We start from the raw sequence: 12,889 nt of genomic DNA on the forward strand, positions 1-12,889 counted from the left end.
GCTCGTGGACGAGAAACAACGTTATGACGAAGGCCTGCAAGTGCGTCGCGCGGTCCTCGGCGATGCCCATGTCGACCGCAGCCTGAATGCGCTGACAGAGTTCAACTCGGAGTTTCAGGAAATGATCACCCGCCATGCCTGGGGTGATATCTGGACCCGCCCGGGCCTGCCTCGGCATACCCGCAGTCTGATCACCATCGCGATGCTGATCGGTATGAATCGCAATGAAGAACTCAAGCTGCATCTACGCGCCGCCGCGAGCAACGGCGTGACCCGCGCCGAGATCAAGGAAGTGCTGATGCAGAGCGCGATCTATTGCGGCATTCCAGCCGCCAACGCGACTTTTCATCTGGCTGAATCGGTGTGGGATGAGTTGGGGGTTGAATCGCGGGAATAGCCCGGGATTTGATTGAGCGGTAAATCGCTATCGCGGGCGAGCCTCGCTCCTACATGATCGGCATCGACACACGCCTGTGTGAACGAACGAATCCCTGTAGGAGCGAGGCTTGCCCGCGATAGCGTTTTGGGTCTTACAGCAGACTGATCGGATAGCTGACGATCACTCGGTTCTCGTCGAACTCGTTGTTACTGAAATCGCGACGGATGGTCGAGTTGCGCCATTTGAGGTTAAGGCTTTTCAGGGCTCCACTTTGCACGGTATAGCCCAGTTCGGTCTCGCGACCCCATTCCTTGCCATCGGTGATGGTCCCGGTATGCACATTGTCGCCGCTGATGTAGCGGTTCATCAGGGTCAGGCCGGGCACGCCGAGGGCGGCGAAGTTGTAGTCGTGGCGCAGCTGCCAGGACTTTTCCTTGGCGTTGTCGTAGCTTGAGTTGTAGCTGTCGTTGGCCAGGGTGCCACCGCTGGTGCCGTTGACCCGCATCCAGGCGTTGTCGCCGGTGACTTTCTGCAGACCGACATAGAAGGTGTTACCGCCGTATTTGGCCGAGAACAAACCGGACCAGGTCTTGTTGTCCAGATCGCCAGCCCGGGCGCTGCCGTCCTCCTTGCCGTAGAAGAAGCCCAGGTTGGCCCCCAGGGTCCAGTCGCCCAAGGGCTGAGTGTGCACCAGGTTGAGGTATTGCTGGCTGTAAATGTCCTTGAGTTCGGCGTTCCACAGACCGATCTGGGTGCGTTTTTCATTGAAGGTGTATTCGGCGCCTTCGAAGTTGAAGCGGTCCGAGGTGAATGCCGCTTTGCCGTTCATCGACATGTTGCTCATGCTGCTGTCGTCACGCGGGCTGTTGGCGCGGAACTGGCCGCCGTAGAGGGTCAGGCCGTCGATTTCCTTCGAGGTGATCTGGCCACCACGGAACGTCTGGGGCAACGAACGACCATCGTCCGAACGCAGGATCGGCAGTACCGGCATCCATTCGCCGACTTTCAGTTCGGTCTGGGAAAGCTTCGCCTTGAAGGCCACGCCCAGGCGGCCAAAGTCATCGGCCGGGCGGCCATCGTGATCGAGCGGCAGCAACTGCGTACCGCCGGTGCCGCGGCCGCCGTCGAGTTTCAGCGAGTACAGGCCGAGCACGTCCATGCCGAAACCGACGGTGCCCCGGGTGAACCCGGACTTGGCATCGAGGATGAAGCTCTGAGTCCACTCTTGGGCCATGCCCTGAGTCTTGGTCGGGTTGGTGAAGTTGCGATTGATGTAGAAATTGCGCAGGTTCAGGTTGACCTTGGCGTCTTCGAGAAAGCCGGATTCCTCGGCCATGACCGGCAATGCCGCGCTCGCCAGCGCTATGGCCAGCAGAGCGTGAGGAGTGGCTGGGAGGGAGGTGAATGGCTTCATGTGATCGGGCTCTCTAATTGTTAGGGGTGAAGCAGGGCGCTGCCGCAACGTCGGGTAGCAGACAAAAGTGTCGAACTGAAGGAACGGGTGGGGTGGATCAGCCGGAGCGGGCAGGGCGCAGGGTCATGGTGTCAAACCTGTTGTTATTGGTTTTTGTAGGTGCGGGGGAATGGTGCGTTGGATGGTTAGAGCGATTCAATTGGCTGTGGCGGGTTTTGGGCGATAATCGAACGGAAGAAAAATGGGCGCCAAGGCATAAAAATCCGGAATCCTCATGGGTGTCCGGACTTTTTGTTGTTCCCCCGGAACGGGTTCAGAAGTACCGACTTTCTCGACGGGGAAGGGGCGGCGTAATCAGTGTTTTTGCTTGTCTGTCCGCGCGGACAAATCGTGCAAATGGCGCTTTGATAACGCGAGAAAACGGGGGGTAGGGCCGATGTCTTCGTAGAGCGGATCACCTTCTTCGTCGGTGGCGACTACATGCGAGCCTTTGACGTAGGGAAAGCTCGCTTCGAGTTCTTCCAGCGCGGCGCCGATCAGTTCACCGAGCAGTTCTTCGGGTTGCCGTTTGGGGTACATCTCGGTAATCGCCGCCAGGCGTGCGGCGGCTTCTACGTCCAGACGGATCGTGTAGCCGGTCTTGGTCAAGCGACCTTTGGCATTTTCTTCCCAATGTTGGGCGAGCTCACGGATTTTCATAGCGACCTCTATGATCACCTGCTCGTGGCAGGCAGTGATGAGTGACCGGCGAGGGCCGGTGATCAGCCGTTGTACGGCATACATTCAGACTAGCTCTATCGCACAATGTTTGAAGTCGATTCGTCGCAGGCTTGTAAGAACGTGGCGCGAGCGGCACTCTTGAGCCTTCCGAGCCGCCCCGAGTCTGCTGGAGAACACGTAGATGACCGATATTGATGCGCGCTTGCGCGAAGATGTTCACCTGTTGGGTGAGCTGTTGGGCAACACTATCCGTGAACAGTACGGGGAGGGGTTTCTCGACAAGATCGAGCAAATTCGCAAGGGGGCCAAAGCGGATCGCCGTGGCTCGGCGGACGCCGAGCTGAGCGCCAGCCTGAACCAGTTGAGCGAGGATGAGTTGCTGCCGGTGGCGCGCGCGTTCAATCAGTTTCTGAACCTGGCCAACATTGCCGAGCAGTATCAGTTGATCCATCGGCGCGACGAGTCGCAACCGGCACCGTTCGAGTCGAGGGTGTTGCCAGAGTTGCTCGCACGTTTGCGCGCAGAAGGGCATGGCGCCGAGTCGCTGGCCCGACAGTTGGGGCGACTGGAAATCGAACTGGTGTTGACCGCGCATCCGACCGAAGTCGCGCGGCGCACCCTGATCCAGAAGTACGATGCCATCGCAGCCCAACTGGCGGCGCAGGATCACCGCGATCTGACCACCGCCGAGCGCGAGCAGATTCATCAGCGCTTGCAGCGGTTGATCGCTGAAGCCTGGCACACCGAAGAAATCCGCCGCACCCGACCGACCCCGGTAGATGAGGCCAAGTGGGGTTTTGCGGTGATCGAGCATTCGCTGTGGCAGGCGATCCCCAACTACATGCGCAAGGCTGACCAGGCGTTGCATGCTGCCACGGGCTTGCGTTTGCCGCTGGAAGCAGCGCCGATTCGCTTCGCGTCGTGGATGGGCGGCGACCGTGACGGTAACCCGAATGTCACGGCGCCGGTCACCCGCGAGGTGCTGCTGTTGTCGCGCTGGATGGCCGCCGACCTGTACCTGCGCGATATCGATCACCTGGCCGCCGAGCTGTCGATGCAGCAGGCCAGCGACGAATTACGCGCCAGGGCCGGGGAGAGTGCAGAACCTTATCGCGCGGTGCTCAAACAGTTGCGTGAGCGCCTGCGGGCGACCCGCAATTGGGCGCACGCGTCCCTGAACGGTGCGTCGGTGGCGGGCACCGACGTCTTGCAAAACAACCGTGAGCTGCTCGACCCGCTGGAACTCTGCTATCAGTCGCTGCATGAGTGCGGCATGGGCGTGATCGCCGATGGTCCGTTGCTCGATTGCTTGCGCCGGGCCGTGACCTTCGGGTTGTTCCTGGTGCGTCTGGACGTGCGCCAGGACTCCTCGCGGCATTCGGCGGCCATGACCGAAATCACCGACTACCTCGGGCTGGGGCGTTATGGCGACTGGGGCGAGGAGGAGCGCGTCGCCTTCTTGATGCGTGAACTGAGCAATCGGCGGCCATTGCTGCCGGCGCATTTCAAACCCTCGGGCGAGACGGCTGAAGTGCTGGCGACCTGCCGGGAAATCGCTGCCGCGCCTGCGGCCTCCCTTGGCTCCTATGTGATCTCCATGGCAGGCGCCGCGTCCGACGTGCTCGCGGTACAACTGCTGCTCAAAGAGGCCGGAGTGTTGCGGCCGATGCGTGTGGTGCCGTTGTTCGAAACCCTCGCTGACCTGGACAACGCCGGCCCGGTGATCGAGAAGCTGTTGCTCCTGCCGGGCTACCGCTCGCGGTTGCAGGGACCGCAGGAGGTGATGATCGGTTACTCCGATTCGGCCAAGGATGCCGGCACTACGGCGGCGGCCTGGGCGCAATATCGCGCGCAGGAGCGGCTGGTGGACATCTGCCGCGAGCAGCAAGTCGAGCTGTTGCTGTTTCATGGTCGTGGCGGCACCGTGGGGCGCGGCGGTGGCCCGGCCCATGCGGCGATTCTGTCGCAACCGCCGGGGTCGGTGGCCGGGCGTTTCCGCACCACCGAGCAAGGTGAAATGATTCGTTTCAAATTCGGTTTGCCAGACATCGCCGAGCAGAACCTCAATCTATACCTGGCTGCGGTACTGGAAGCCACCTTATTACCACCTCCGCCACCAGAACCGGCCTGGCGGGTGTTGATGGACGAATTGGCGGCAGATGGGGTCAGTGCCTATCGCGCAGTGGTGCGGGACAATCCCCAGTTCGTCGAGTATTTCCGCCAGTCGACACCGGAACAGGAGTTGGGCCGTTTGCCATTGGGCAGTCGTCCGGCTAAACGTCGCGCGGGGGGGATCGAAAGTTTGCGGGCGATCCCGTGGATCTTCGGCTGGACCCAGACGCGCTTGATGCTTCCTGCCTGGCTGGGTTGGGAAGCGGCCTTGAACAAAGCCCTGGAGCGTGGTGAAGGCGATCTGCTGGCGCAGATGCGTGAGCAGTGGCCATTCTTCCGCACGCGCATCGATATGCTGGAGATGGTCCTGGCCAAGGCCGACGCGGATATCGCCCGTTCTTATGACGAGCGATTGGTTGAGCCGCAATTGCTGCCTTTGGGTGCGCATTTACGCGACCTATTGTCGCAGGCCTGTGGCGTGGTGTTGGGTTTGACCGGCCAGTCGCAGCTACTTGCACATAGCCCTGAGACCCTTGAGTTCATCCGTCTGCGCAACACTTACCTGGACCCACTGCATCTATTACAGGCTGAATTGCTGGCGCGTTCCCGGCAACAGGACGCGGTGCAGGGCAGCCCGGTGGAGCAGGCGTTGCTGGTGTCTGTGGCGGGGATTGCCGCTGGTTTGCGCAATACCGGCTAAGGTTTTTTCGGCTGTGTCAGTGACTTGGCGCGTCACCCTGGCGCTCGCTTCGAGAGGAGTGAGCGCTGCTGCCAGGCGACAGTTTGTTATTGGGTTGCGACTTGGTACACCTCCTCGAAAGGGCAACATGAGCGTGGGTTGTTGCTACTTTCGGCGGCTTGTGTGGTCCGTGCCTGCTGTGTATCTTGATCAGCCTTTGGCCGTTTGGGCGGTCACGACCCTATTTTTGGGATTGGCCCCACGAGGCGAATCCGACGTTATCTAAATAAAAAATTGAGGAGCACATCGATGCGCGTAATTCTGCTGGGAGCTCCCGGGGCCGGTAAAGGTACTCAGGCTAAGTTCATCACCGAAAAATTCGGCATCCCGCAAATCTCCACCGGCGACATGCTGCGTGCTGCCGTCAAGGCCGGCACCGAGCTGGGCCTGATCGCCAAGAGCGTGATGGACAGCGGCGGCCTGGTGTCCGATGACCTGATCATCAATCTGGTCAAAGAGCGCATCAGTCAGGCTGACTGTGCCAACGGTTTCCTGTTCGACGGCTTCCCGCGCACCATTCCGCAGGCCGAAGCACTGGTCAAGGCCGGTGTCGAGCTGGATCACGTGGTTGAAATCGCCGTCGATGACGAAGAAATCGTTCAGCGTATCGCCGGTCGTCGTGTACACGAGGCCAGCGGCCGCGTTTACCACACCGTCTACAACCCGCCGAAAGTGGCTGGCATAGACGACGTCACTGGCGAAGAGCTGGTGCAGCGCAAAGACGACACTGAAGAAACCGTGCGTCATCGTCTGTCGGTCTACCATGCCCAGACCAAGCCGCTGGTGGACTTCTACCAGAAGCTCGCCGACGCTCAAGGCAAGCCGAAGTACAGCCACATCGCTGGCGTTGGCTCCGTTGAAGCGATCACTGGCAAGGTGCTTGAAGCGCTGAGCCGATAAGTCTGATTTTGCTTTACGTTCAACGGCCCGCTTGCGGGCCGTTGTTGTTTATACTGGCGCACTTTTTTTCACTCTGACGGAAACATCGATGAGCACCTTGCTGGCCCTGGACACCGCGACTGAAGCTTGCTCCGTTGCCTTGCTGCATGACGGCAAGGTCACGAGCCATTACGAGGTGATCCCGCGTCTGCATGCGCAGAAGCTTTTGCCGATGATCAGGGATCTGCTGGCCGAGGCGGGGACTACTTTGCAGGCGGTCGACGCAATTGCTTTTGGCCGTGGGCCGGGTGCGTTTACCGGTGTGCGGATCGCCATCGGCGTGGTTCAGGGCCTGGCCTTTGCTCTGGAGCGTCCGGTGTTGCCGGTCTCGAATCTGGCGGTGTTGGCTCAACGTGCATTTCGCGAGCATGGCGCAAGCCAGGTCGCTGCGGCCATCGATGCACGAATGGATGAGGTGTATTGGGGCTGCTACCGCGAAACGGCCGGCGAAATGCGCCTGGTCGGCGCTGAAGCGGTACTGCCACCCGAGGTGGCAGCCTTGCCGGCCGATGCCAATGGCGAGTGGTTTGGCGCGGGTACCGGTTGGGGTTATGCCGAGCGGATTGCGGTTAGCCTGACGGGGCAGGACGCGAGCATGCTGCCTCATGCCGAAGATTTGTTGACCCTGGCTCGTTTTGCCTGGGAGCGTGGTGAAGCGATTCCTGCTGACCAGGCGCAGCCGGTGTATCTGCGCGATAAAGTGGCGACGCCGAAAGCGCGGTAACAGCCAATAGGGTGGGCAAACTGTGCGATTTGTAGCAGCTGCCGCCAGGCTGCGTCCGGCCGCGCAGCGGTCGTAAATCCTGCTTCCACGGTTAACCTGAAAAACCGCGGTGCCTGATTTTACGAGCGCTGCGCGGCTGGACGCAGGCTTCGCCAGCTGCTACAGGGGATGTGTGAGCCTGCCAATCGTCAGGTTTGCCCAGCAATTTGCTCCCGCGTTTAAACCTTTTGCATTTTCTGTGCTCTAGTTATCACCAAGGCATTTGCTTAGTCGGCTAGGTGCCGCTAAATTGCCATCACTGATACCGAGCATGCATTTATGCGTATAGACGGCATTTCATCTCAGTCCTACCCCATCAAGCGCAAGCCTCGCAAAGGCAATGTGGTGGTGGACGACTCCCTTGAGGATGGCGAGATTGAACTTCAGTCCGATACGCCGCTCAGCGCACGCCCCCAAGCGTCGGCTGGTCGTACCAGCAATCTTCCCGCCCGCCAGCAAGACATGATTTTCCATCGCGCCATGAGCAAAAGCGTTGCCACAGCCTTGGCCAGCTACCTGACCACTGCCGGCTTTGTCGAGTGGGACATGGAAGTGCTGGGGCTCGATCTGCACATTTGATGCTGCTCCCTTATTACCTCGGTTGTCCTTCCTGGAGCGAAAACGCCTGGCGTGAGTACCTGTACCCGCAAAGCGCACGGCCGACGGAGTTTCTCGGTTTGTATTCCCAAGTGTTCAACGCCGTGGAAGGCAACACCACCTTCTATGCGCGTCCCGCTGTCACGACGGTGCAGCGCTGGGCCGAGACCATGCCCGAGCACTTTCGCTTCACCGCCAAATTCCCGGGAGACATCAGCCACGGCGGCGACCTGCGCGAGCAATTGACCGCCGCCGAAAGTTTCCTGCAATTGCTCAGCCCACTCGGTGCGCGCGTCTCACCGTTCTGGCTGCAATTGCCGGCAAGCTTTACACCGCAGCGTCTGGCGGAACTGGCGGGTTTTATCGATGGCCTGGAACGACCGCTGGCGGTTGAAGTGCGGCATCGGGAGTTTTTCGCCAAAGGCGATGCCGAACGGATGCTCAACCGGCTTTTGCTCGACCGTGGCGTCGAGCGCATTTGCCTCGATCCGCGAGCCTTGTTCACTTGCACCTCGAGCGATCCGTCGGTGCTGCATGCGCAATCGAAAAAGCCCCAGGTGCCGCCACGTCCGGCAGCCTTCACCCAGTTCCCGCAGGTACGCTTTATCGGTCATCCCGAGCTTGAGGCTAACGATCCGTTCCTGCTGCCATGGGTGGAGAAAATCGCGGTCTGGATCGAAGAGGGGCGCACGCCCTACATCTTTCTGCACACTGCCGATAATCGCCTGGCCGCCGAACTGGCGCGGCGTTTTCACACAAAGCTAATGGCACGTTTGCCTGGCTTGCCGGCGTTGCCTGAGCTATACAGAGAGCCCGCCGCGGAGCAACTCGGCTTGCTCTGAGGTGGACCAATCCCCTCTTCAGGAGCGAGCAAATGGATGCGCAAACCCTTCGTGCCCAGACTTTCAAGGCGCTTCATGAGCGTGACAGCGCTTTCGTGATTCCCAATCCATGGGACGCCGGTTCGGCAAAAATGCTCGCCAGTCTTGGCTATACGGCCTTGGCGAACACCAGTGCCGGTTTTGCATTTTCTCGAGGCCGTCCGGACGGTGCGTTGTCCCTGGACGACACCCTTGAAAACGTCCAGGCGATTGTTGGCGCAACGGATCTCCCGGTCGCGGTCGACCTGGAAAATGGCTTCTCCGACAGCTCTAAGGGTTGCGCCGAGACGATCCTGCGCGCGGCGGCTGCCGGTGTGGTCGGTGGCTCGATTGAAGATGCCACGGGCCATGAGGACGATCCCATCTATTCCTTTGTACATGCTGTCGAGCGGATCGAAGCGTCGGTTGCGGCGGCGCGCAGTCTGCCGTTCCCGTTCATGCTGACGGCCCGCGCGGAGAACCTCTTGCATGGCAAGCTTGACCTGCCGGACACCATTCGCCGCTTGCAGGCATTCGCCGAAGCAGGAGCCGATGTGCTTTATGCCCCGGGGCTGCGCACGCAAGAAGAGATCCTTGCAGTGGTCCGGGCCGTGGCGCCCAAACCGGTCAATGTGTTGATGTCCGGTGGTGTCCATCTCACGGTGGCGCAGTTGAGCGACATGGGGGTCAAACGTATCAGTGTCGGTTCTGCGCTGGCGCGTGCGGCCTATGGCGCGTTTTATACCGCCGCTCAGGAAGTTCACGGACGCGGTACCTTTGACTTTGCCGACCATGCCATGCCGTTCGGGCAGATCAATCAGCTGTTCAAAGGCTGATTAGCCAGCAGTTGTCGTGCAGTTTCTGACAGTGTCCGGGGCTTGAGTTTCAGGCGGCCAGGCGCAGGTTTTGCAGGATCAGCGGGCGTGCCCAGCCGTTATCGAAGTCGAATTGTTTCTGTTGTTCGGCAAGTTCTGCTGGCAGATACGGGATCGCCGGTTTGTCCAGCAGGTCGAGCTCGAACTCGGCAATCGGCAGGTGCAGCGGGCGGGGTTGCGGCGCCGGGCCGGGTTCGGGCAGTGGTTGGCCGGCGTTCAGCACGATTGGGCGAACCCAACCGCTCTCGAAGTCCTGTTGCTTTTGTTGCGCGGCGATTTCTTCCGGTGGGAACGGGATGGCCGGCTTGTCCGCCAGGTCCATTTCGAACTCGGCAATCGGCAGGAACAACGGCTCTGGCGGGCGGATCCGGGTGTCCTGAACATCGCAATGACGTTGCGTAACGATCTGCGTGAGCAGATCAGTGCCACCGCTTGGCTCGATCGGGCCATCAACCGCAACCAACGCTTTTTCGCCAGCAACACTCGTCGCATCGCCCACTTGGTCGGCTAATGCCCGGGCAAAGAAATCCTGCCACAGGTGACTGACGCCGCTCAGTGCTTGGGAGTTGCGCAGGCTGTAGTCGCCGTAGGGCGAGATAAAGCCTGTGATTGTGCTTTGAATGTCTGACATTTCTCTCGGTCGACGCTCAGCTCTGGCAAAATGCCTGATAGTTCTTTTATCGGCAGTTTTTGCCGATCATTAATTTTTTGAGCGTGTTTCCCCATGATTGAGCAACCAGCGGCCTGCCGCATCAAAGTCCAGGCGCTAGCCGGAGCGTCTGCTGCGCAAGCGGAGCAATGGGCCGAGCGACTCGGTTTGCCATTGCTGATGGACGATGCCGAGTTCGCATTACAGGTCACCGAGCAGGGCTTGCAGCTGCAACAGCTTGGCCCGGATGCACCGGGACCGGTACGGGTGGACTTCGTTGAGGGTGGTGCTGCCCATCGGCGGCTGTATGGCGGCGGCAGTGGCCAGATGATCGCCAAGGCAGTCGGTGTAGCCCAAGGCGTGCGCCCGCGGGTGCTGGATGCCACGGCAGGGCTTGGCAAGGATGCATTTGTGCTGGCCAGTCTGGGGTGCGAAATGAGTCTGATCGAGCGCCAGCCATTGATCGGCGCGTTACTGGAGGATGGTCTGGCCCGTGGGCTTCAGGACTTTGAGGTGGCGCCTATTGTCTCGCGCATGCACTTGCTCAAAGGCAACTCGATCGAGGTCATGCGCAACTGGGAAGGGGAGCCGCCGCAGGTGATCTATCTGGACCCGATGTTCCCGCATCGTGAGAAAACTGCACTGGTGAAGAAGGAAATGCGTTTGTTCCGACCGCTGGTCGGCGATGATCCTGATGCGCCGGCATTGCTTGAAGCCGCATTGGCGCTGGCCAGCCACCGAGTCGTCGTCAAGCGCCCGCGCAAGGCGCCTTGCATTGAAGGGCCGAAGCCCAGCCATGCTCTGGACGGTAAATCCAGCCGCTACGATATCTATCCGAAGAAAGCGCTCAAGGCGTAGGCGCCTGCTGATCGTTCCCACGCTCCTGCGTGGGAACGCCTCACTGGACGCTCTGCGTCCGCTCTAGAATGTGACGCGCAGCGTCACGGGCGGCATTCCCACGCAGAGCGTGGGAACGATCATCAGCAGGCGACAAAGAACTCTTGCTCAAACCCGATAAGCCCGCATAAACAACTCCACCACTTCCCGCACATGCGCCTCGGCGGCTTCATCGCTCAGGGGCGCGCCGCAGCCGTAGAGCAGGCGAAAATTCGCTGCGCCCTTGAGCAGACAGAAAAAATGCTCGGCGGCGTTGAGTGGTTTATCGATGCTCAAGGCGCCGACCTGATCGATCTTCGTCAATAGCCGTTCCATGCCCTGCAGCATGCGCTGCGGTCCGGCCTCGAAAAAAATCTGCGAGAGCTTCGGGTCCTGGCTGCCCAGGGCCATGATCAAACGGTGCAGGTTCACCGATTCGTCGCTGTTGATCAGCAAGTGAAAGCGGCGCGCGATGTTCAGCAGCACATTTTCGATTGGCATGCCGTCCGGCAGCTCGAAGAACAGCGTCGGCAGTTGCTCCTCGCACTTGGCGACCACGGCTGCGGAGAACAGCGTCTCCTTGTCGTTGAAGTGGCTGTAGACCGTGAGTTTCGATACACCGGCCGCTGCCGCGACCGCATCCATGCTGGTGTTCGCATAGCCATTGCTCAGAAACAGATTTTTCGCCGCATCGAGGATGGCCTGGCGCTTTGCCAGGTCTTTAGGGCGGCCGGGACCGCTGGGTGCAGCAAGAGTGTTAGACATTCTTCGCTTTTAATACTGGACTGGTGAGTTTGCTATTAATAACATACTGGTCAGTATAATTATTCAGAGCACCATTAGCGAAAGGTCCTTCACCATGTTCCGCCATGCCTTGTCCCTCGCGTTGCCAGTCAGCCTGGCCTTTTTGTTGTCTGCGTGCGGTCATGAAGAGCCAGCGCAAATCACCGTGCGTCCGGCCATGGTGGTTCAGCCAGAGCCTTCGGCCCAGGCAATGGACAGTTATCCCGGTGAAGTCCGCGCGCGTTACGAGCCGGATCTGGCGTTCCGTATCGGCGGCAAAGTCAGCCGACGACTGGTCGAAGAGGGTGAGCGGGTCAAGGCCAACCAGCCATTGGCAGAGCTCGATCCCCAGGACGTGCGCCTGCAACTGGAAGCGACTCGTGCGCAACTCGCAGCAGCCGAGGCCAATCTGAACCTGGTGCACGCCGAACGTGATCGTTACAAGACCTTGATGGACCGGCAGATGGTCAGCCGCTCGCAGTACGACAATTCAGAAAACCTGTACCGCGCTGGCGTTGCACGGCTCAAGCAGGTCAAGGCCGAGTTTGATGTTTCCAACAATCAGGCCAGCTACGCCGTACTGCGTGCACCACAGGATGGCGTGGTCGCCAGGCGCGCGGTCGAGGTCGGGCAAGTGGTGTCGGCCGGGCAGACGGTCTTCACCCTGGCCGCCGATGGCGAGCGGGAAGTGCTGATCAGCCTGCCGGAACAGAACGTTGGCCGCTTCAAGGTCGGTCAGGACGTTTCGGTGGAGCTGTGGACGCAACCGGGTCAGCAATTCGCCGGGCGTATTCGCGAACTGTCACCGGCCGCCGATCCAAAGTCCCGGACCTTTGCCGCCCGCATCACCTTCACCGCCGGTAAAGTTGCGGCCGAACTCGGCCAGAGTGCCCGGGTATTCATTCAGACCCCGGGTATCGTTCCGCTGTCGGTGCCGCTCTCGGCACTCACCGCAGAGAACGGCGCGACCTACGTCTGGGTCGTCGGCGCCAACAATACCCTCAAGCGTGCTCCGGTACGGGTCGGTGCATTCGGCGAAAAAACCGTGCCGGTCCTTGAAGGCCTGAACGCCAATGATTGGGTGGTGGCGGCGGGTGTGCACGTGCTTCACGAAGGCCAGCAAGTGCGTCCGGTGGATCGCTCCAATCGCGCGGTCAATCTGGCGGTCAAGGAGTAGTCCCCG

Annotated in this window: 13 protein-coding genes; 9 read left to right on the forward strand and 4 right to left on the reverse strand. The window is 60.3% G+C overall.

Features of this window, described 5'->3' with window-relative positions; all coding sequences use genetic code 11:
• The first annotated feature begins 4 nt into the window (after window positions 1–4).
• Complete coding sequence (pcaC, locus tag AC07VR_RS02205; protein ID WP_150803589.1) at window positions 5–397, forward strand: 4-carboxymuconolactone decarboxylase; 393 nt, start codon at window positions 5–7, stop codon at window positions 395–397.
• 133 nt (window positions 398–530) lie between these two features.
• Here pcaC and AC07VR_RS02210 read toward each other — a convergent pair whose 3' ends face one another.
• Both AC07VR_RS02210 and AC07VR_RS02215 read right to left on the reverse strand, forming a co-directional pair.
• Window positions 531–1,793: an OprD family porin gene (locus AC07VR_RS02210; protein WP_495010347.1), complete on the reverse strand. Its 1,263-nt coding sequence runs from the start codon at window positions 1,791–1,793 to the stop codon at window positions 531–533.
• Window positions 1,794–2,147: 354 nt separating this feature from the next.
• Window positions 2,148–2,492, reverse strand: a complete 345-nt coding sequence (locus tag AC07VR_RS02215) for a pilin assembly protein (RefSeq protein WP_494992662.1) — start codon at window positions 2,490–2,492, stop codon at window positions 2,148–2,150.
• A gap of 202 nt (window positions 2,493–2,694) precedes the next feature.
• On the opposite strand from AC07VR_RS02215, the gene ppc reads away from it, so the two are divergent.
• From ppc to AC07VR_RS02245, 6 genes are all read left to right on the forward strand, one after another.
• Window positions 2,695–5,325: a phosphoenolpyruvate carboxylase gene (gene ppc, locus AC07VR_RS02220; RefSeq protein ID WP_495010348.1), complete on the forward strand. Its 2,631-nt coding sequence runs from the start codon at window positions 2,695–2,697 to the stop codon at window positions 5,323–5,325.
• A 288-nt stretch (window positions 5,326–5,613) separates the two neighbouring features.
• Window positions 5,614–6,264: an adenylate kinase gene (gene adk, locus AC07VR_RS02225; protein WP_494992664.1), complete on the forward strand. Its 651-nt coding sequence runs from the start codon at window positions 5,614–5,616 to the stop codon at window positions 6,262–6,264.
• An 88-nt stretch (window positions 6,265–6,352) separates the two neighbouring features.
• Window positions 6,353–7,027: a tRNA (adenosine(37)-N6)-threonylcarbamoyltransferase complex dimerization subunit type 1 TsaB gene (tsaB, locus tag AC07VR_RS02230; RefSeq protein WP_494992665.1), complete on the forward strand. Its 675-nt coding sequence runs from the start codon at window positions 6,353–6,355 to the stop codon at window positions 7,025–7,027.
• 318 nt (window positions 7,028–7,345) lie between these two features.
• Window positions 7,346–7,645, forward strand: coding sequence for a hypothetical protein (locus AC07VR_RS02235; protein WP_494992666.1), 300 nt, complete (start codon window positions 7,346–7,348; stop codon window positions 7,643–7,645).
• Window positions 7,645–8,505, forward strand: a complete 861-nt coding sequence (locus AC07VR_RS02240) for a DUF72 domain-containing protein (RefSeq protein WP_495010349.1) — start codon at window positions 7,645–7,647, stop codon at window positions 8,503–8,505. The genes AC07VR_RS02235 and AC07VR_RS02240 overlap by 1 nt, the downstream gene beginning before the upstream one ends.
• A 32-nt stretch (window positions 8,506–8,537) precedes the next feature.
• Window positions 8,538–9,359: an isocitrate lyase/PEP mutase family protein gene (locus AC07VR_RS02245; protein WP_495010350.1), complete on the forward strand. Its 822-nt coding sequence runs from the start codon at window positions 8,538–8,540 to the stop codon at window positions 9,357–9,359.
• Between the two features lie 49 nt (window positions 9,360–9,408).
• On the opposite strand, the gene AC07VR_RS02250 is transcribed toward AC07VR_RS02245, so the two are convergent.
• Entirely contained in the window at window positions 9,409–10,029 is a 621-nt protein-coding gene (locus AC07VR_RS02250; protein WP_495010351.1) for an energy transducer TonB, read from the reverse strand.
• A gap of 93 nt (window positions 10,030–10,122) precedes the next feature.
• On the opposite strand from AC07VR_RS02250, the gene AC07VR_RS02255 reads away from it, so the two are divergent.
• Window positions 10,123–10,905, forward strand: a complete 783-nt coding sequence (locus AC07VR_RS02255; RefSeq protein WP_494992670.1) for a class I SAM-dependent methyltransferase — start codon at window positions 10,123–10,125, stop codon at window positions 10,903–10,905.
• A gap of 147 nt (window positions 10,906–11,052) precedes the next feature.
• On the opposite strand, the gene AC07VR_RS02260 is transcribed toward AC07VR_RS02255, so the two are convergent.
• Window positions 11,053–11,688 (reverse strand): TetR/AcrR family transcriptional regulator, encoded by a 636-nt coding sequence (locus tag AC07VR_RS02260; RefSeq protein WP_494992671.1) that lies wholly within the window; start codon window positions 11,686–11,688, stop codon window positions 11,053–11,055.
• A gap of 94 nt (window positions 11,689–11,782) precedes the next feature.
• Here AC07VR_RS02260 and AC07VR_RS02265 point away from each other — a divergent pair, with 94 nt between their 5' ends.
• Window positions 11,783–12,883 carry an efflux RND transporter periplasmic adaptor subunit gene (locus AC07VR_RS02265; protein WP_495010352.1) on the forward strand — a complete coding sequence of 367 codons (1,101 nt, stop codon included), beginning with the start codon at window positions 11,783–11,785 and terminating at the stop codon, window positions 12,881–12,883.
• Window positions 12,884–12,889 lie beyond the last annotated feature (6 nt).

It is taken from the genome of Pseudomonas sp. GW821-FHT02H09, from assembly GCF_059421425.1.

Excerpts from the sequence above, each read along its gene's own strand:
- AC07VR_RS02250 (WP_495010351.1), bottom strand. The coding sequence starts at position 10,029 with ATGTCAGACATTCAAAGCACAATCACAGGCTTTATCTCGCCCTACGGC.
- AC07VR_RS02260 (WP_494992671.1), bottom strand. The coding sequence starts at position 11,688 with ATGTCTAACACTCTTGCTGCACCCAGCGGTCCCGGCCGCCCTAAAGAC.
- adk (WP_494992664.1), top strand. The coding sequence starts at position 5,614 with ATGCGCGTAATTCTGCTGGGAGCTCCCGGGGCCGGTAAAGGTACTCAG.
- AC07VR_RS02235 (WP_494992666.1), top strand. The coding sequence starts at position 7,346 with ATGCGTATAGACGGCATTTCATCTCAGTCCTACCCCATCAAGCGCAAG.
- AC07VR_RS02255 (WP_494992670.1), top strand. The coding sequence starts at position 10,123 with ATGATTGAGCAACCAGCGGCCTGCCGCATCAAAGTCCAGGCGCTAGCC.
- AC07VR_RS02265 (WP_495010352.1), top strand. The coding sequence starts at position 11,783 with ATGTTCCGCCATGCCTTGTCCCTCGCGTTGCCAGTCAGCCTGGCCTTT.
- ppc (WP_495010348.1), top strand. The coding sequence starts at position 2,695 with ATGACCGATATTGATGCGCGCTTGCGCGAAGATGTTCACCTGTTGGGT.
- tsaB (WP_494992665.1), top strand. The coding sequence starts at position 6,353 with ATGAGCACCTTGCTGGCCCTGGACACCGCGACTGAAGCTTGCTCCGTT.
- AC07VR_RS02215 (WP_494992662.1), bottom strand. The coding sequence starts at position 2,492 with ATGAAAATCCGTGAGCTCGCCCAACATTGGGAAGAAAATGCCAAAGGT.
- AC07VR_RS02245 (WP_495010350.1), top strand. The coding sequence starts at position 8,538 with ATGGATGCGCAAACCCTTCGTGCCCAGACTTTCAAGGCGCTTCATGAG.
- AC07VR_RS02240 (WP_495010349.1), top strand. The coding sequence starts at position 7,645 with ATGCTGCTCCCTTATTACCTCGGTTGTCCTTCCTGGAGCGAAAACGCC.
- AC07VR_RS02210 (WP_495010347.1), bottom strand. The coding sequence starts at position 1,793 with ATGAAGCCATTCACCTCCCTCCCAGCCACTCCTCACGCTCTGCTGGCC.